This is a genomic window from Microbispora amethystogenes, assembly GCF_016863015.1.
GTDB lineage: Bacteria > Actinomycetota > Actinomycetes > Streptosporangiales > Streptosporangiaceae > Microbispora > Microbispora amethystogenes.
Genome location: NZ_BOOB01000018.1, coordinates 206,214 through 223,005, shown reverse-complemented (window position 1 = coordinate 223,005; position 16,792 = coordinate 206,214). Strand labels below are relative to the sequence as shown.

The window sequence follows — 16,792 nt, the reverse complement described above, 5'->3', positions numbered from 1 at the left end:
TCACCGATTGCTAGGGTTTCGCCACTAATTAACATGTGTGTAACCGACGGGCGGGGCCATGGCTGGTCGGAAACGGTCCATTCGCTTCAAGATTTTCGCGATCCTGCTGGTGCCGGTGACCGCTCTGGTGGTGATCTGGGGGTTCGCCGCCACCGTGACGATCGAGCAGGGGCAGCAGCTCCTGCGCATCCAGAAGGTCTACGACAACGTCGTCTATCCGGTCAGCGAGACGATCAACGCGCTGCAGACCGAACGGTTTGTGTCCGTGAGCTACCTCGCGTGGCGCACCACCTCGTTGCGTACCGACCTCCAGGGCCAGCGGCGCAGGACCGACGGCTGGGCGGACGAGATGACCCGCCTGTCGGAGCAGGCGCGGGACGAGACGCCGCCCGCCATGTGGAGCCGCGTCCAGGACCTGATCCGGCAGGTGCGCGGTCTCGACGTCCTGCGCGGCCAGATCGACGACCACACGCTGACCCGTCTTGAGGCGATCGAGGAGTACAGCTCGGTCGTCGAGACCGCCAACCAGGTCTACGACCGGCTCATGATCTCCCCCGACATCGACATCGTCGGGCAGACCAAGGCGCTCATCCTGCTCGTCCGCAGCCGCGAGGTGGTGAGCCAGCAGTCGGCGCTCGTGCTGGGCGCGCAGGCGGCCGGCCGGATGTCGCAGGACGAGCGGGACGCCTTCTCCGGCATGGTCGGCAAGCGCCGCCTGCTCTACCAGCTCGGCACCAGCCAGCTCGACTCCACCCTTCTCAAGCAGTTCGGCGCTCTCAACGCCTCCCCGGTCTACTCGGCGTTCCTCTCGCTGGAGAACGACGTGATCGCCAGGGTGCGGCCCGGGCAGCCGCTGCCCCCGGACGCGATCGCCTGGCCGACGACGGCCCAGGCCCTGACCAGCCAGCTCACCGAGACGACCAACGTCGCGGCCGACGTCACCGCCGCCCGCGCCCTGCCGCTGGCGCAGGCGGTGCTCTGGCGCATCGGGATCGTCGGCGTCCTCGGCCTGGCCGCGGTGCTCGCGACCATGTTCATCTCCTTCCGGTTCGCCCGCACGCTGACCGGCGAGCTCACCGCCCTCCACCGGGCCGCCCGCGACCTCGCCGAACGGCGCCTGCCCGACCTCGTACGGCGGCTGCGACGCGGCGACGACGTCGACGTGGCGGCCGAGACGCCGCCCGTGGTGGGGCGCAGCGACACGTTCGAGGTCGAGAACGTGGGCAACGCGTTCACGTCCGTGCAACAGACCGCCGTGGAGGCGGCGGTGGGCCAGGCGGAGCTGCGCAAGGGCGTCAACAAGGTCTTCCTCAACCTGGCCCGCCGCAGCCAGTCGCTGCTGCAGCGCCAGCTCGGCATGCTCGACAGCCTGGAGAAGGTGACCGCCGACCCCGACCTGCTGGAGCGGCTCTTCGGGGTGGACCACCTCACCACCCGCATGCGCCGCCACGCGGAGGGCCTGATCATCCTCTCCGGGGCCGTGCCCGGGCGCGGCTGGCGCAACCCGGTCCGCCTGTACGACGTGGTGCGCGCCGCGATCGAGGAGGTCGAGGACTACCTGCGGGTGGACGTGACCGTCCCGCACGGGTACTCCCTCGTCGGCGGAAGCGTCACCGACATGATCCACCTGCTGGCCGAGCTGATCGAGAACGCCACCGTCTTCTCCCCTCCGCACACCCGGGTGCACGTCCGGGGCGAGGTCGTCGGCCGCGGTTTCGCGCTGGAAGTCGAGGACCGCGGGCTCGGCATCCCGCCGGAGGAGCTGGAGCGCCTCAACCAGCGCCTCGCCGACCCGCCCGAGTTCGACCTCGCCGACAGCGACCGGCTCGGGCTGTTCGTGGTGGGCCTGCTGGCCCGGCGGCACAACATCCGCGTCTCCCTGCGCAGCTCGCCGTACGGCGGGACGAGCGCCGTCATGCTGCTCCCGCAGGAGATCGTGGTCGAGGCCGGGATGCACGAGCCGGCGGTGCAGCCTCTCTCGCAGCCGGAGCATGTGGCCCCGGCGCTCGCCCTCACGCCGCTCGCCGGCGGCGGCCACGACTCCCTGCCCAAGCGGGTACGACAGGCCAACATCGCTCCGCAGCTCAGGGAGGAACCGCCGCGCAGGCAGGATCCGGAGTTCAGGGAGGAACCGCAGCTCAGGGAGGAACGGAGCGACGTGTTCTCCTCGTTCCGGTCGGGCTGGCAGCGCGCCCAGGAGGACTCGTGAGCGAGCAGGAGGAGGGGCCCCTGCTGCGCCCCTACACGATCACCCGGGGACGCACCCGTCCGACAGGGCCGGAGTTCGACCTGATGACCATCATCAGGACGGCCCCCGCGGCGTACCGCGGGGTCTCCGGGCTGGCCCCGGAGCACTGGCGGATCCTGCAGCTGTGCCGGGGGCCCTCCTCCGTGGCCGACCTGGCCTCGGAGCTGGGGCTTTCGCTGAACGTCGTACGCATCCTGCTGAGCGACCTGCGCGACCAGGAGCTGATCACGGCGCGGCCGCCGGCCACCGTGGCCCAGCTGCCCGAAGAGCGTCTCCTGCGCGAGGTGATCCAGGGGCTGCAGGCGTTGTGACGGCGGCGCCTCAGGAGTCCGCCGCGCAGGACTCCACGAGGCGCTGCACGTGCCAGCGGGCCGGGGTCGTCAGCTCGTCCACGTACCGGTCCAGCAGGGCCGCGCACTCCACCGGATCCGCGATCTCGACGGGCGGCAGGACCAGGATCGCCTCCTCTCCGTCCAGCACCAGCTCGCCCCGCACGCCGAACGTGTCGTCGCCGACCGCGACGGCGGTCTCGAACACGAGCTCGTGCCCGGGCAGCGCCAGCGCCGTGCCGAGCCGTACGGCGGGCCCGGCCAGGTCGGAGATGATCTCGACGCGGACATGGGGGAAGAAGTCACGGGAGAGGGACCGGCCCATCTCGCTGAACCGCGCCGCCGTGCGCTGCAACGCCCGCAGAAGCTCGGCGGCGCCCTGACTTTTGGCGTCCACCTCCGCAGGGTAGATCACCGCCGGTAGCGCTTTGGCCGGATGTTTAGGTTGGCCCGGAAATTTCCCGAGGAGAAACCGCCGTCAGCGGAAGGCGTAGCACTCGACCTCCGCACGCCGCCGGGTCAGTCCGCCGTTCGTCGACTCCTCCACGCACGCCCGCTGCGCGGCGCTGAGTTCGAGGGTCCCGCAGACGGAGATCCCGGAGTACGTGCGGCAGTCGAGGGCGGGGTTGAACGCCCCCACGACGTATTTCGCGCGCACCTGCGTCCGGCACCGCTCTCGCGCCTGGCCCGTCTTCGGGTAGCGGCACTGGCCGATGAGGACGTCGTACTGCTCCTGGCTCACCTCCTGCCGCTCGATCCCTCCCTCGGGCAGCGTGGGAGCCTGCCGGTACGCGTTTTGCGGGCCGGTCCCGGGGCGTACGCCGGTCCCGGCGGCGACCGCCGCGACCGCGGCGGCCGTGCCGAGCGTCGTCATGGCGGCGAGCACGGAGACAGCGACGATCTTTCTCATGCGATCCCCCCGAGGAGGAACGTACCCACGGGCGACCACCCGCCCCAGGTGCTTCCAGGGACCACACGGGACCACATAGGACGGCCGTGACCTCGCGTCATCGTGAGATCGGCGGAGTCGCCACGTTGTGTAAACAGAACATTGCCGAGTGTGGTCGATGAAGATCGCGGGTACGTGTGGTCCCGGACCCGAAGGGGACGGCCTTCCGCCATTCAAACCCATTTTCCTAGGTCCAAATCCGGTCATTCTCGACACAACGGAGCTTTTACGTGCGATTTGTTCACGCAGTCACAACAGGCGCCCTGGTTCTCGCCGGGCTGACGGGCACGAGCGCGGCCGCGCTGGCCGGCACCGGGCCGACGGACCCCTCGGACTCGGCGTTCGCCGGCTACCAGATCGTCACGCTGCCCAACGCGAACGTGCCGAACTTCACCCGGCGCACCGTGTACTGCCCGGCCGGCAAGCGGGCCGTCGGCGGCGGCGGCGAGGCACAGGGCAACGACGCCGTCCTCGTGGGCAGCTTCCCCACGGCCGACGGCACCGGCTGGATCGCCCTCGGCCGGCAGACCCGCTACGACAGCGTGGGCATCAGCGTCTACGCCATCTGCGCGTACACCAGCTGACGCGGCCCTTCCGCACCCGCCCGCGGCGCGCCCCACAGCGCGCCGCGGGCGCGGTACGAACAGGGCCTATCCCGAGGCGCGGGACGGGTGTCCTCCGGCCTGGGCGGGGGCGCGTGACATCCCGCGTGGCATCCTGCGGGCAATCCCGCGCGTCAGGGTGCGTGCGGCCCGGCGGGCGAGAGCCTTGGGGCGGGAGATCGCTTTCGGGGCGGGGCGCCCGGCGGGCGGGTCCTCCCCGGAAGGCGCGGCGAGCACCTGGGCGATGTCGCACGCCCGGCTCCCCCGGCACAACGCGTTCTGGATGCCGATTCCCTCGTTCGCGACATTGATGGAGACCTGCTGGGTGCCCCGGTTGCTGATGGGGCTCGACGCGGAGAGCGCGGGCTGCGCCTCCTCGCTCCCCGCCGACGCTCCCCGATCCGGCTGCGGCCCCGGCGAATGACGCGAAAGACCACCCGCGGCGGCGGGCGCCGCGGTGGCGAGAGTCAGCGCGAGCGACACACAGGCGACAAGTCCCGAACCGCTCGGCAGAACCGGCCTGCCGTACCACCGACACCTCATCGCGCGCCGCTCCCGTCAGCCGGACCGCTCCTGCGGCCCTTCCTCGTGCGGGCCGATCCCCAGGCTAGTGATCCGCCTTTTCCCGGCGCCCGGCACGCGCGGCGTCTTACGCCATCATTGCCATTTCCGTGGCACCCGACCTGTTACACGGCGGCGACACGTCACCAGCCGAAGGCGTTGACCGGCATGTTCTGCCAGATCTTGCAGTGCCTCGGGCCGGGGCCGCAGAAGGCGCCCTGGGTGTTGATGCGGCCGCCGACCGTGATGCCGGTCTGCTGCTGGCCCATCATGAAGGTCGGGCTGTAGACACCGTTGAGGTTCTGGTTGAATTTGCCGTTCCCCGAGCCGAACTGCCTGGCCGTGGCCACCCCTCCGGCCGCCACCTGACCTCCGCCGCCGCCGTGTCCGTTTCCGTGTCCGTGCCCGGCGGCGTGCGCCGCGACTCCGCGGCGCAGCGGCGGCGTGCTCGCGCTCGCGTCTCCCGCGGCGGCGACCGAAGCGGCGACCGAGACGGCGGCCGAGGCGAGGGCGGCCGCGAGGGCGGCCAGTGTCAGGCGGCCGGCCGCGAGCGCCGGCACCGTTCGCACCCGGGGCGCACAGTCGCGGGACATCTGGAAACACACCTACTCACCAAGGCCATCCGATGATGGGCCTCGTCATGGACATCGGCAACGATGTCCTCATACCCCGTCCGGCGACCTCGGTTCCGGCCATGCCGAGCGCGTCATGGATCATGACTCAGCTTTTGCCGCGAGCCACGGCACCGGCACGTCACTGGGCGAGCGGTGACACGGGGGCCGACACAGGGGCGGACACAGGGGCGGACACAGGGGCGGACGACGGGTCCGGCCTGCCGTCCTGCCGCGGAGACGTCCAGACGGGCCACGCCGGGGAGACGGACCGCGCCGGAACCTCCAGCGCGTGATCGAGTGCACGGCCGAGACCGTGGTCGAATCCGTGGTCGAATCCGTGGTCGAGGTTCAGATCGAGGCCGACGGTCAGCGTCCCGTCGTACGGCAGCGCCTGCTCGTCGCAACGGTCCCAGACGGCCAGCGGGCCCTCGAACCGTGAGGTGAGCAGGTGCTGCAGCGGAGTGCGTGGCAGGAAGAGGTCGACGTCGGGCGTCGCCCGGCGCACCGCCCTGGGCAGCCGCGGCTCACGCAGCCGGACCAGCGTGGCCGGGTGGGAGCGCCCGGCGAGCGCGCGGATGTCGAGGAAGGTCAGGTTGGCCAGCTCCCGGGCCGCCGAGACGTGCCGCACCAGCACGCGGACCGGACCCGGTGCGCCGTCCATCCGGGCGAGCGCGGGCTCTGCCCCGGCGTCGCAGACGATCTGGTCGGCGAAGCCGTCCCTGAGCGCCACGACTCCCCCGGCCCCGATCACCTCGACCGCCTTCGCCAGCGCGTCCTGGCCCACCAGGCCGTCCCAGCGCAGGGCGGGGCCGCAGGCCGCGCATCCCGCCGCGTCGCCCGGACCGCGCCGCGAGCCGGGCCGGTCGCACTCGCGCCGGCAGTCCTCGCACAGCGCGCGCGGCCGTACGCGCGGCTCGCCGGCGGGCGGCCCGCACTCACGACAGCGGACCAGCGGGTAGAGATGCCTGCGCCCGTGCGGGTCGAACAGCTCGCGTACGCAGCCGGGGCAGATGCGGTGCTCCTTCCGGAGGCCGTGCACGTCGAGGTTCACCGGCACGCTTCCGGCCCGCGCGGAAGCACCGGCGGCCCGCCCGCCGGGAGAGGTCAAGATGCCCATGGCGTCCGCACTGCCCCGAGTGATCGCGACTAATCCCAGGAGTATCAATCGTCACACATGTCACATATTGCGCATCTCGGCCACCGGCGCGAGACTGATGATCTCGATCGGCACGGCAGACCGGAGAACCACGGTGACCGACGGACCAGGATCCCCCGCGATCGACTCCTCCGCCTCGCACTCGGCCCGCGTCTGGAACTACCTCCTGGGTGGCAAGGACCACTACGCCGTGGACCGCGAGGACGGCGACATGATCCTCCGCATGTTCCCGGACATCGCCCGGATCGCCCGCCAGCAGCGGGGTTTCCTCGTCCGCGCGGTGCGCTACCTGACCGCCGAGGCCGGCGTGCGCCAGTTCCTCGACATCGGCACCGGTCTGCCCACCGCCGACAACACCCACCAGGTAGCCCAGCGCGTCGCCCCCGATAGTCGGATCGTCTACGTCGACAACGACCCGCTCGTCCTGGTGCACGCGCGGGTGCTGCTCACCAGCACGCCGGAGGGCAGGACCGACTACATCGAGGCCGACGTGCGCGACACGGACACGATCCTGGCCGCCGCTCGGAACACGCTCGACTTCGACCGGCCCGTCGCGCTGATGATGCTCGGGATCCTGGGCCAGCTTCGCGACGAGGAGAACCCGGGGGCGGTCGCGGCCCGCCTGCTCGACGCCCTGCCGTCCGGCAGCTATCTGGCGGTGAGCGACGGCACCGACACCAGCGAGGCGCTCGTGCGGGCCATCGAGGTCTACAACGCCAACTCCGCGAGTTCCTACCACCTGCGCACCCCCGAGGCGATCGCCCGCTTCTTCGACGGCCTGGAGCTCGTCGAGCCCGGCGTGGTCACCACCTCCCGCTGGCGGCCCGACGTCGCGGACGTGGAAAGCGGTCCCCGCGCGGTGGCCTCGTTCTGCGGCGTCGGCCGCAAGCCCTGACGGCCGGGCCCACAGGCACCGGCCGCTGAATATTTCACCGCGTCCGGCAGGGGCCGGCCGCGGCCTCGTACGGATTCTCCGAGGTCTCCTCACGTTCTCGTCCGCCCATTGCGGAAAGGGACGTTTCCCCTGACGCGGACGGTGTACACGCGCCGGGCGATCACGGACTCTGGGGATCTCGGCGCCCCTCCGGCATCCGGAGCGGCCGCCTGACACGCCCGGTCACCTCACCCGGAGAAGGACGGCCCATGGCATTCGGCGACAACCGGTTTCTTCGCGGCCTCCTGACGGCCGTCACCGCCACCGCCCTGGGCGGGGCGGGGCTCGTCCTCGGCACGACCTCCGCCGACGCCGCGGTCGGCTGCGAAGTGACCTACGCGACCACCCAATGGGGTACGAACGCGGGCGGCTTCACGGCCGGCGTCACCGTCACGAGCACCGGCGAGTCGCTGAACGGCTGGAGGCTGACGTTCTCGTTCCCCGGCTCCCAGCGGCTCACGCAGGGCTGGTCGGCCAGGTGGACCCAGCTCGACGACGTGGTCGTCGCGGAGAACGAGGCCTGGAACGGCACAGTGCCCTCCGGCGGATCCGTCCACCTCGGCTTCAACGGCACCTGGACCGGAAGCAACCCGCCGCCCACGGACCTCGCTGTGAACGGGGTGCCGTGCCAGGTGACCCTCGTCCCGAGCCCGTCGCCGAGCGCGTCTGCCAGTGCGTCCGCCAGCCCGTCCGCCGGCCCCAGCAGGAGCCCCTCACCCAGCCCTTCACCGAGTCCCTCGCCCAGTCCCTCGCCGAGTCCGAGCGTCAGCCCGAGCCCGGACGTGCCGGTGGACAACCCCTTCGCCGGCGCCACCGGATACGTCGACCCTGACTGGGCGGCCGACGTGGAGTCCTCGGCCGCGAAGGTGGACGACGCGACCGCGGGCAAGATGCGCGGCCTGAAGACGACGTCCACCGCGGTGTGGCTCGACCGCATCGCCGACGTCACCGGGGGCCCCGGAGTGACGAGAACCCTCAAGGACCACCTCGACGAGGCCGTGCGGCAGGACGCCGGCTACGTCACGCTCGTGCTGCACGACCTGCCCGACCGCGACTGCCGGTCGCTGGTCTCCAGCGCCGAACTGCACCAGGCGCAGGGCGGCCTGAACCGCTACAGGACCGAGTACGTCGACGCCATCGCCGCCCTCCTGGCCAGGCCCGAGTACCGGAACCTGCGCGTCGCGACCGTCGTCGAACCGAAAGCGCTGATCGACCTCATCGTGGGCGTGAGCGCGGGGATCTTCCCGTGCCAGCAGGCGCAGCAGTCGGGCGTGTACCTGACGGGCATCCAGTACGCCCTCGACAGGCTCTCGCCCCTGCCCAACGTCTACACGTACCTGGACGCCGCCAACGCGTCGCTCGCTGGCTGGGACACCAACTTCGCGCAGCTGACGACCCTCATCACCGAAACCGTGCGCGGCACGGCGGCGGGGATGCACAGCCTCGACGGCATCGCCACGAACGTCGCCGACTACGTCCCCCTCACGGAACCGTTCCTGCCCGACCCCACCCACACCGTGGCCGGCCAGCAGCTCATCATGAGCAGGTTTTACGACTGGAACCCGCACTTCGACGAGCGGGACTACGCCCTCGCGATGCGCGCCGCCCTCGTCGCCAAGGGCCTGCCGAGCTCGCTCGGTGTGGTGATCGACACCTCCCGCGACGGCTGGGGCGGGCCGGGCAGGCCCACGGCCGTGAGCACCTCGCTCGACCTCAACACGTACGTGGACCAGAGCCGCGTCGACCGGCGCCCGTCGCGGGCCGCCACCTGCAACCAGAACGGCGCGGGGCTGGGCGCGCGGCCGGTCGCGGCGCCGGTTCCCGGGATCGACGCCTACCTGTGGATCAAGCGGCCCGGCGAGTCGGACGGAGCGGGCGGGCCGATCCTGCCCGAGGGCTCGGACCGGCTGGTCGACCGCGTGTGCGACCCCAAGGGCAACCTCACGCCCTGGTCGGACACCATACGGCCGACCAACGCCCTCCCCAACGCGCCGCTCTACGGCGACTGGCACCACGAGCAGTTCGTGATGCTGGTGAACAACGCCTACCCCGCGCTCTGAGCACGCTCCGGCGCCCCCGCCGCGGAAGGCCGGGCGGTCATCCGCCCGGCCGGCTCTGGAACAGCTGGGCGTCGGTGCTCTGCGGCGCCTGTGTCGAGGTGTCGACCTGGGAGGTGATGTCGATGCCGTGCCTGAGCTGGGTCCACAGGCCGAGAATCGCCGCCGCCTGGGCGACGATGAGCGCGATCCCGCTGCCCGCGGTGCCGAGCCGGTAGACGACGGCCACGGGGGTGAGCCGCGACGCGAGGCCGCCCGGACGGGTCTGCAGCGTGCGCGCGTCCATGAGGACGGCGACCACGGTCAGCACCAGGAAGAGCAGCAGGACCCGGACGAGAGAGCCGCGCACGGGAGCCTGGCCGATGAGGTTGTTCAGCATCGCGTGCGCCCCCGTGGCCGCGCCGTACGCGAGCACCGGCACGACCCCCTTGAGGTATCCGCGCCTGCCGGGCAGCCGACGCCACAGCGCGCCGAGCACGAACCCGGCGACCGGCCAGATCAGCAGACCCCCGATCAGGTCGCCGGCCAGCCCGTAGAACCCGTTGGGCTCGCGGAGCCGGTCGAGCCAGCCGTCGTGGCCCGTGCTGTCGGCGCTCCAGGTGGCCCAGATGAGGAAGACGGCGGCGGGCGCGCCCACGTAGGACGCGTACCGCGAGGCGAGCCGCGCGTTGGCCCACCACGAGCCCCCCGGGCCGCGCGACAGCGCGAGGTCGAGCGGGGTCAGGCCGTCCTCTCGCCGGGGATCGAGGCCGATCTCCCCGCGTAACCGCCCGATGCGCTCCACGACCGGCTCGTTCTCCCTGTGGTAGGCGGCGTCGTCCATGTCGCCCGCGGCCCAGCGCCGGCGCAGGCCCTTCTCCCGGGCCTCCAGGGTTCGGTGCTCCTCGACGACCATGGCGAGCCGCCGCCGCGACACGCCCGGGTCCGGGGGCTCGGCCCGTCGCGTCAGCCGCAGCAGCAGGGGCAGCACCGTCAGACCGGTGAGCGCGGCCAGCGGGACGGGCATCCCCGCGTACGTGCTGGGCCATCTGATCGTGCCCACGACGAACAGGAAGACGACGAGCCACGCGGTGAGCGGCCCGACGGTGTCCGTGCGCCGCCCGTGCAGGCGCAGCAGCAGCAGAAGCAGGAGCACCACCAGCGGCCACATCAGGTACGCGAGGCTGCTCAGCAGGAAGAAGGGCGACCCGACGACGTCCGGTAGGGACTGCCAGGGATCCAGCAGGCCGATGACGACCGCGTGGGCCACGAACCCCAAAGTGAGCAGCGCGAGCCCCGGGACACTCCAGCGGAGCAGCGTGCGGACGGCCCGGGGCGTCCTCCTGCCCGGCACGCGGGCCGCCCGCACCGCGATCACCCACGCCGCGCCGGTGAGCAGCAGCGCCGTCGCGGCCGCCGACGCGACCGGCGTCAGATCCGGCTGTTCGTAGGCGTGCCGCTTGGCGAGGGGTCCGAAGCCGCTCACGGCGACGAGCGCCACTCCCGCGAGCACCACTCCGCCGAACGCCGGACCGGTGAGCGCGTCGAGCCCTGAGCCGGTGGACACCGCCTCGCCAGCCCCCGCGTCAGTGGGCCCCGGGTCAGTGGGCCCCGGGTCAGTGGGCCCCGGGGCGGCGGACACAGGACTGGGCCGCCGGATTCGCCGACGCGCCGACCGCCACGCGGCCGCGAAGAGCGGCGCCGCCAGGACGAGAATCGCCCCCAGGTCCGTCAGGCCGAAGAGGTGGGCAAAGAACGCCGTCCCACTGAGGACGAGGACGGCCGTGATCGTCTCGACCGCGGTGATCAACGCCAGTGCGCCGAGCATGATCCCGGCGAGCGCGCGCTCGCCCGGGTCGGCCGAGCGCCGGCGAAGCAGCACGAGCAGGACGGCCAGCAGCAGGTACGGCAGCGCGAAGCCCAGGTAGGTCGCGACGGTGAGCACCGCCTCCCCCTGCGTGTTGGTCCAGCGCTGGAACTCGGCCCGCGCGGACATCCGGAGGGCGACCTCGACGCGCGGCGGGACGGCGGCGTCCCGCCACACGTACGTATGGTCGGGGCGTGTCTCCGACGGCAGAGGCTTCACGCCGCGCACCCCGGAATCCGGCGCCCGCACGGCCACGGCCCGCCACCTGGCCTTGGCCAGCCCGGGCGGCAGATCGGCCGGTGCGTGCAGCAGCGCGACGAACCACGTCCGGCCGGACTGCCGGACCGACCACAGCCCGGCGAGTTGCGTGGCCCACTCCGCGCCGTACAACTGCACAGGAGTCTCCTCCGTGTGCCGGACCACGACCTCGGCGCCGTCCGGCGACATCGTGGCGCTCGACGAGCCGCCTTCCGGAAGCAGGCAGCCGTCGGCGGTGGTGGCGCCGAGCAGGGCGGCGGCCCCCGCCCAGTCGCGGGGCACGCCGACCCACGTGGTGCTCCTCAGCACGGCGGTGTCGTGACCGCGTTCCTCGACGGTCACGGACGTCTCGATCCAGGCGGACGCCGGAGGGCCCGACGCGCACGGCGCGGCGGCGGCGAGCGCCGGGCGCGGGCCGGGGGCCGTCACCGCGAGGAGCGCCGAGGTCAGGGCGGCGGCCCCGAGCGCCACCGCGACGCGCGTCGTTCCCACGACAGCCGTCATCCACCGCACAGCCGGCCTCCCTGCCGCGATCGGGCCCCAAAGGATCAGTCGCTCGGAAGGCGGCATTGGTTACATCGAGTCTGGGCGAAAGGCGGCTGCCGGCCCCGCCGTCAGGAGCCGCTCAGTGGCCGCTCACGGGCCGCTCAGGCGCCGCTCGCCCTTCGTCGTGATCACGTACACCTGCCAGGTGTAGTAGGCGTAGTAGTTCCTGATGTCCCGCTTCATCTGGCGGGCGTGCAGCAGGACGGCGTCGACGTACGCCTGGGAGTGGTTGTAGGCGTACAGCGCCCGCCGGTAGTCGCCCGGCGCCCCGGACGCGTGCAGGTAGTTGGCCGCGGCGAGCAGGGCGTCCGTGGTGTCCTCGATGTCGCCGCCCATCCCGTACGCCTTCCAGGTGCCGGGCATGAACTGCATCGGCCCCTTGGCGCCCACGTAGCTCGGCGACCGGACCCGGCCGAACTTCGTCTCCACCAGCATGACCGCGGCCAGCACCTGCCAGTCGATCCCGAACCGGCGCCCGGCCCGGCGGAAGCCGTCGAGCAGGACGTCCGCCGGTTCCGGCGGCTCGATGCGGAACTTCACCGGCCCGCTCACGGGATGGGCGAGGGACAGCAGGTCGCGGATGGCCGTCACGTTGTCGCGCGCTCGCGCGGCCTGGTCCTTCGGAAGTTTGCCGTAGGTGCGGGACGCGACGCCGGGGTTGCGGGCCAGATGACGGTAGATGCGCTGCTCGTACAGGGAGAGCAGGACCACGGGCTCGGGGGCCTGGCCCTTGGCGGGGTCTCCCGTGCGCCTCCAGTCGTCGACGGCGTCCCGAAGCAGCGCGGTCGTCCGGGTCAGCGCCGCGGCCAGCGCGGCGGGGTCCCTGGGAATCTTCGTGTCGGGCGCGGGCGGCTCCGCCTGTGTCTCCGGCTGTTCTAGTGTCGCCGGTGCGGACGGGTCTCCGGAAGGCCGCTCCGGCGGCGTCGCGGGAACGGCCGGAGCCTCGGCCCCGCCGGAGACCGCCGGCGATCCCTCACCCCGCGCGCCGGCGCAGCCGGACAGCGAGACCAGTCCGGCGAGCCCGGCGGCGAGCAGGCCGGCGAGCACGCGCGGACGCCGCGACGCGGGGAGGAACGGGACACGACTGGTACGGGCACGCTGATCGTTCATCGTGTCCAACGTATGCCCGGCGGCGCCGTTTCCTGTCCTCCTCGACGCCGGACGCCGCGCGCCGCCGTGCCCCGGCAGGCGACGACGGCGGGAGAGAAAGAGCCAGCCGTAACCTTTTCCGGCCGCACCCCATATCCCGATTGCGCCGATTCGGGTGTTGACCGGATAAGTGACCGGGCAGTAATGCTCGACTCGTGCGCCTGCCCCGGGTGAAATTCGAGCACCGGCCCCACCGGTACGAGGACGGCACCATTCGCATCGGCGGCGAGATTCACGGGATCGCCGCCGAAATCGAGGACCCCAGCGGTTGGGTCTGGACCGCCCTGTGCCTGATGGACGGCACCCGCTCCCGCGAGGACATCGCCGACCGGCTCCGCCTGGCCCATCCGGAGCTGCCGGACGCCGAGTCGGTCGTCGAGCAGCTCGTCGCGACCCGATATGTGGAGGACGCCGCCGCCATGCCGCCCGCCGCGCTGAGCGAGCGGGAGCTCGACCGGTACAGCAGGAACCAGGCGTTCTTCCGGGTGGTCGGGCCGGGCCCGCACAGCTGGGAGGTCCAGCTCCGGCTCAAGAGCGCGCGGGTGGTGGTGCTGGGGCTGGGCGGCACGGGCAGCCACGCGGCGTGGGCCCTCGCCGCCGCGGGCGTCGGCGAGATTCACTGCGTGGACCCCGACCTGGTCGAGCTGTCGAACCTCAACCGCCAGGTGCTGTACGGCGAGGCCGACGTAGGACGGCCGAAGTCGGAGGCGGCCGTCGCGCGGCTGCGTGGCGTCAACTCCGACATCACCGTCACCGGCGACCGGCGGCGCATCGGCAGCCGCCGCGAGCTCGACACGCTGATCGCGGGCTACGACGCGCTCGCCCTCTGCGCGGACCGGCCGGACGGGCACGGCATCAGGGTGTGGGCCAACCGCGCCTGCGCCGCGGCCCGGATCCCGTGGGTGGGTGGCGGATACAGCGGGCCGCTCGTCACCGTTGGCTGCTTCACCCCGGAGGCCGGCACCTGCTACGAGTGCCTGTGCGACGGCGAGGAGGCCCGGCGCCGCCCGGGTACGCCGGTCGACCTCGGCGGGCCGGGGGTGATCGCCACATCGGCAGGTCTGTCCGGCCAGTTCGTCGCCCACGCGCTGATCGGGCTGCTGACCGGGGTGTCCGCGCCGCCGGTCGGCGTCATCCGGGGAGTCAACCTGATCGCCGGGGACCACCACGTGTGGGTCAGCCATCCGCCCCGTCCCGGCTGCCCGGTCTGCGGGACACGGGCACGCGCCCGTTTCGATTCGACGGAGCGCATTTCCCCGGCCCGACCGAAACAGTGATTACCAGAAGGAATTGACAGACTCCTTGACTGCGTGGCGGCGGCGGCGAATGCTGAACGCGTTCTCGCGAGAACATCCCTGTCCCCTCACCCAAGAGAGGAACCGGATGCACCCCAACGAGTCCGAGATCGAGACCGCCGACGAGGCGGCCGCACCGGTCAAGACGAAGATCACAATCAGGCTGCTCGACAAGATCGAGACGACGAACGCCAGCAACAGCGTCGGCAACTGACGCCGGTCCCGGCACCGCGGCGTGCGGGCGCGCAGCGGGAGCGCCCACACGCCACGGCGGTCGCTCCCGCACCCCGACGGACGGCCCGAAGGGAGGGAAGGGTGGAGTCCACCCGCACCGTCTTTGACGACGTACGGCAGGCCGAGGCGCGGGTGCTGCCCGCCGACGCCTACCAGGCCGAGTTCGCCGAGGAGTTCGACCAGGCCCCCGGTGTGGTGTGGAAGCTCGAACGCGCCCAGGAGTTCCACGAGCCCGACGTCCCCAGCTGGCGGGCGATGATGGCCGGCGACTGGGAACGTTCCCTCGCCCTGATCGCGGAGATGCGGGAGCCTCTCACCGGCTACTACCGGACCCACCCGGAGACCCGCAGGCTCCGCGTCGTGGAGACCCCGCTCACCCCCTATCTCCAGTGGGAACTGCACGTCCTGGCCGTCCGGGCGGCGGCCGGGGAGCGTCCGCGGGTGCTCTCCGCCGGCGCCGTACGGGAGTTCGAGCGCACCGCGCCGCTCCCCGAGATCGTCGTGGTCGGCCCGTCGCTGCTCTACGAGGTGCTGTACGACGAGATCGGCGAGCACGTCGGCGCCCGGCGCATCACCGACCCGGACCTCGCCGGCCACTGTCGCACCGTGATCGGAACGCTCTACGAGCGGGCGGAGGACGTGCGGTCGTACGTCGAGCGGGAGGTCCTCCCGCTGCCGCCTCCCGCCGTCTCCTCCCGGTCGCGCGGCACCTTCCGCCCCTGACCCCCAGTCGCACGCCTGGAGGCCGCGATGAGCCAGGACGCCGGGCGGGCGGCGGACGGGACCCGGGTCCGGCTGCGTGACCTCGCGTTCCGGCGGGACGGGTCCCAGTGGATCGTCGGCCGCCCGGACGGGCAGGAGTTCGCCGCCGTGCCGTACGAGGGGATGCGGGCCATCAGGCTGCTGATGGAGGGCGCGACCGTCGAGGAAACCGAACGGCGGCTGCGCGGCGAGACGGGCGCCGACCTCGACGTCCGCGACTTCGTCCGCGCCCTCGGCGAACTCGGTTTCCTGGAGGACCCGGGCGGGCCGGCCACCCCGCCCGAGCCGCCGACGTTCCCCCGGCTGCGCGCCCGGCACGTGCGGTGGACGCTGCACCCGCTGCTCCACGCGGCGGTCGCCGGCCTGGTCGCCGCCGGAGCCGTGACAGCGGTGATCAGGCGCGAGACGCTGCCGGGCTGGCACGACCTGCTGTGGTCCGAGCACGGCACGCTTGTCCTCCTCTCGGAGATCGCCGTCGGCTGGACGCTGATCTTCCTGCACGAGATGGCGCATCTGTCGACCGCCAGGGCGGCCGGGGTGCCGGGCCGGATCCGCCTGGGCACCCGGTTGCAGTTCCTGGCCGTCCAGACCGAGGTGTCCGGGATCTGGCTGGCCGAGCGGCGCGTCCGCCTGACGGTCTACCTCGCCGGGATGGCCGTGGACGCCGCGGCCTGCTCGGCCGCGGTCATCCTGGCCGCCGTCCTGGGCCGCCACACCGTGCTGTCCCTCGTCACGCTGACCTCGGCGTCGATGCTGACCACCCAGTTCCTGGTGTTCATGCGCACCGACGTCTACTTCCTGCTGCAGGACCTGACCGGCTGCCGGAACATGTACGGCGACGCCACCGCGTACGCGCGGCATCTGGCGCTCCGGCTGCTCGGCCGTCCCTCGCCCGACCCGCTCGCCGGCCTGCCCCGGCGGGAGCGCCGCAGCCTCCGGGCGTACGCCGTGCTGATGGTCGTGGGCACCGCGGGCTGCCTCGGGGTGGCGTTCGCGGTCACACTGCCCGCGACGCTCGTCCTGCTCTGCCGGGCCGTGCGCGCGCTCGTCACCCCCGCCGGGCTTCTCTCCGTCCTCGACGCCGCGGCGGTGCTGCTGGCCGCGCTCGGGTTCCAGGTGGCCTGGGCGCGGGCCTGGTGGCGCAGGCACGGCGCCCGTCTGCGCGGCACGCTTCCCCGCCTCCGCACCCGCCCGCGGCCCTAGCCATCCGAAGTCGTGTAAAAAATTCTGTACACGAGGTCAAAGATTGGCT

General features: G+C 72.4%; 16 protein-coding genes. 10 read left to right on the top strand and 6 right to left on the bottom strand.

Translation table 11 applies throughout. The annotated features are described in order from the left end of the window. Positions 1-58 precede the first annotated feature (58 nt). The gene (locus Mam01_RS14620) at positions 59-2,209 is read left to right on the top strand and encodes a sensor histidine kinase (protein ID WP_204285853.1); all 2,151 of its coding nucleotides are present in this window, start codon (positions 59-61) and stop codon (positions 2,207-2,209) included. Beyond that, positions 2,206-2,559 (top strand): DUF742 domain-containing protein, encoded by a 354-nt coding sequence (locus Mam01_RS14615; protein ID WP_150935971.1) that lies wholly within the window; start codon positions 2,206-2,208, stop codon positions 2,557-2,559. The genes Mam01_RS14620 and Mam01_RS14615 overlap by 4 nt, the downstream gene beginning before the upstream one ends. 10 nt (positions 2,560-2,569) lie before the next feature. Here the strand turns inward: Mam01_RS14615 and Mam01_RS14610 are convergent, their stop codons facing one another. After that, positions 2,570-2,974: a hypothetical protein gene (locus tag Mam01_RS14610; RefSeq protein ID WP_204285852.1), complete on the bottom strand. Its 405-nt coding sequence runs from the start codon at positions 2,972-2,974 to the stop codon at positions 2,570-2,572. 81 nt (positions 2,975-3,055) lie between these two features. Continuing rightward, positions 3,056-3,487 (bottom strand): hypothetical protein, encoded by a 432-nt coding sequence (locus tag Mam01_RS14605; protein ID WP_239101305.1) that lies wholly within the window; start codon positions 3,485-3,487, stop codon positions 3,056-3,058. Positions 3,488-3,756: 269 nt separating this feature from the next. On the opposite strand from Mam01_RS14605, the gene Mam01_RS14600 reads away from it, so the two are divergent. Next, positions 3,757-4,110, top strand: a complete 354-nt coding sequence (locus Mam01_RS14600; RefSeq protein ID WP_150935967.1) for a hypothetical protein — start codon at positions 3,757-3,759, stop codon at positions 4,108-4,110. Between the two features lie 184 nt (positions 4,111-4,294). After that, positions 4,295-4,552 (top strand): hypothetical protein, encoded by a 258-nt coding sequence (locus Mam01_RS14595; RefSeq protein WP_204285851.1) that lies wholly within the window; start codon positions 4,295-4,297, stop codon positions 4,550-4,552. 280 nt (positions 4,553-4,832) lie between these two features. Here Mam01_RS14595 and Mam01_RS14590 read toward each other — a convergent pair whose 3' ends face one another. Continuing rightward, entirely contained in the window at positions 4,833-5,258 is a 426-nt protein-coding gene (locus tag Mam01_RS14590) for a hypothetical protein (protein ID WP_204285850.1), read from the bottom strand. Positions 5,259-5,442: 184 nt separating this feature from the next. Beyond that, positions 5,443-6,420 (bottom strand): carbamoyltransferase HypF, encoded by a 978-nt coding sequence (locus tag Mam01_RS14585; RefSeq protein ID WP_204285849.1) that lies wholly within the window; start codon positions 6,418-6,420, stop codon positions 5,443-5,445. 97 nt (positions 6,421-6,517) lie between these two features. Here Mam01_RS14585 and Mam01_RS14580 point away from each other — a divergent pair, with 97 nt between their 5' ends. Together Mam01_RS14580 and Mam01_RS14575 are read left to right on the top strand one after the other, a co-directional pair. Continuing rightward, on the top strand, positions 6,518-7,354 hold the full coding sequence (locus tag Mam01_RS14580; RefSeq protein WP_204285848.1) for an SAM-dependent methyltransferase: 837 nt from the start codon (positions 6,518-6,520) through the stop codon (positions 7,352-7,354). 248 nt (positions 7,355-7,602) lie between these two features. Beyond that, the gene (locus Mam01_RS14575) at positions 7,603-9,453 is read left to right on the top strand and encodes a glycoside hydrolase family 6 protein (RefSeq protein ID WP_204285847.1); all 1,851 of its coding nucleotides are present in this window, start codon (positions 7,603-7,605) and stop codon (positions 9,451-9,453) included. 37 nt (positions 9,454-9,490) lie between these two features. On the opposite strand, the gene Mam01_RS14570 is transcribed toward Mam01_RS14575, so the two are convergent. Together Mam01_RS14570 and Mam01_RS14565 are read right to left on the bottom strand one after the other, a co-directional pair. Next, a complete protein-coding gene (locus Mam01_RS14570; RefSeq protein WP_204285846.1) occupies positions 9,491-12,046 on the bottom strand; it encodes a DUF6185 family protein in 2,556 nt (851 codons plus the stop codon). Between the two features lie 144 nt (positions 12,047-12,190). Continuing rightward, positions 12,191-13,210 (bottom strand): lytic transglycosylase domain-containing protein, encoded by a 1,020-nt coding sequence (locus Mam01_RS14565; protein WP_204285845.1) that lies wholly within the window; start codon positions 13,208-13,210, stop codon positions 12,191-12,193. A gap of 209 nt (positions 13,211-13,419) precedes the next feature. On the opposite strand from Mam01_RS14565, the gene Mam01_RS14560 reads away from it, so the two are divergent. The 4 genes from Mam01_RS14560 (at position 13,420) to Mam01_RS14550 (ending at position 16,743) form a co-directional block, all read left to right on the top strand. Further along, on the top strand, positions 13,420-14,526 hold the full coding sequence (locus tag Mam01_RS14560) for a HesA/MoeB/ThiF family protein (RefSeq protein ID WP_204285844.1): 1,107 nt from the start codon (positions 13,420-13,422) through the stop codon (positions 14,524-14,526). A gap of 106 nt (positions 14,527-14,632) precedes the next feature. Further along, positions 14,633-14,758 carry a hypothetical protein gene (locus tag Mam01_RS37330; protein WP_275408985.1) on the top strand — a complete coding sequence of 42 codons (126 nt, stop codon included), beginning with the start codon at positions 14,633-14,635 and terminating at the stop codon, positions 14,756-14,758. 101 nt (positions 14,759-14,859) lie between these two features. After that, positions 14,860-15,501: a DUF6879 family protein gene (locus Mam01_RS14555; RefSeq protein WP_204285843.1), complete on the top strand. Its 642-nt coding sequence runs from the start codon at positions 14,860-14,862 to the stop codon at positions 15,499-15,501. A 27-nt stretch (positions 15,502-15,528) separates the two neighbouring features. Further along, entirely contained in the window at positions 15,529-16,743 is a 1,215-nt protein-coding gene (locus tag Mam01_RS14550; RefSeq protein ID WP_204285842.1) for a hypothetical protein, read from the top strand. The last annotated feature ends 49 nt before the right edge of the window (positions 16,744-16,792 follow it).

What these genes read in the sequence shown, in the direction of transcription:
- Mam01_RS14575 (WP_204285847.1), top strand. Translation starts at nt 7,603, where the DNA reads ATGGCATTCGGCGACAACCGGTTTCTTCGCGGCCTCCTGACGGCCGTC.
- Mam01_RS14585 (WP_204285849.1), bottom strand. Translation starts at nt 6,420, where the DNA reads ATGGGCATCTTGACCTCTCCCGGCGGGCGGGCCGCCGGTGCTTCCGCG.
- Mam01_RS14565 (WP_204285845.1), bottom strand. Translation starts at nt 13,210, where the DNA reads ATGAACGATCAGCGTGCCCGTACCAGTCGTGTCCCGTTCCTCCCCGCG.
- Mam01_RS14580 (WP_204285848.1), top strand. Translation starts at nt 6,518, where the DNA reads ATGATCTCGATCGGCACGGCAGACCGGAGAACCACGGTGACCGACGGA.
- Mam01_RS14620 (WP_204285853.1), top strand. Translation starts at nt 59, where the DNA reads ATGGCTGGTCGGAAACGGTCCATTCGCTTCAAGATTTTCGCGATCCTG.
- Mam01_RS37330 (WP_275408985.1), top strand. Translation starts at nt 14,633, where the DNA reads ATGCACCCCAACGAGTCCGAGATCGAGACCGCCGACGAGGCGGCCGCA.
- Mam01_RS14605 (WP_239101305.1), bottom strand. Translation starts at nt 3,487, where the DNA reads ATGAGAAAGATCGTCGCTGTCTCCGTGCTCGCCGCCATGACGACGCTC.
- Mam01_RS14550 (WP_204285842.1), top strand. Translation starts at nt 15,529, where the DNA reads ATGAGCCAGGACGCCGGGCGGGCGGCGGACGGGACCCGGGTCCGGCTG.